General features: G+C 69.3%; 1 protein-coding gene. It reads left to right on the plus strand.

Annotated features, from left to right (window positions below; translation table 11 throughout):
• A partial coding sequence (locus tag PUR61_RS01585) for an ABC transporter permease subunit (protein WP_443035103.1) occupies window positions 1–303 on the plus strand: 303 nt, incomplete at both ends.

The raw sequence follows: 303 nt of genomic DNA on the forward strand, positions 1-303 counted from the left end.
CTCAACGACAACTTCCTCAGCCTCGGCAACATGCAGGTCATCGCCGAAGCCGCCACCATCACCGGCCTCCTCGCCATCGTCCAGAACGTCGTCTTCATCTGCGGCGGGCTCGACAGCTGCGTCGGCTCCCCAGCCGGCGTCGCCTCCGTCGTCTCCGCGATGGCGTTCTCCTCGGCCGGCTCCAACGCCCTCACCGGCATCGCCGCCGCCATCGGCGTCGGCATCCTCGTCGGCATCCTCAACGGCCTGATCAGCGTCTACGGCCGCGTCAACCCCACCATCGCCACCCTCGCCGGCCTCGCC

Origin of the sequence: Streptomyces sp. BE20 (genome assembly GCF_036322525.1) — a bacterium.
GTDB lineage: Bacteria > Actinomycetota > Actinomycetes > Streptomycetales > Streptomycetaceae > Kitasatospora.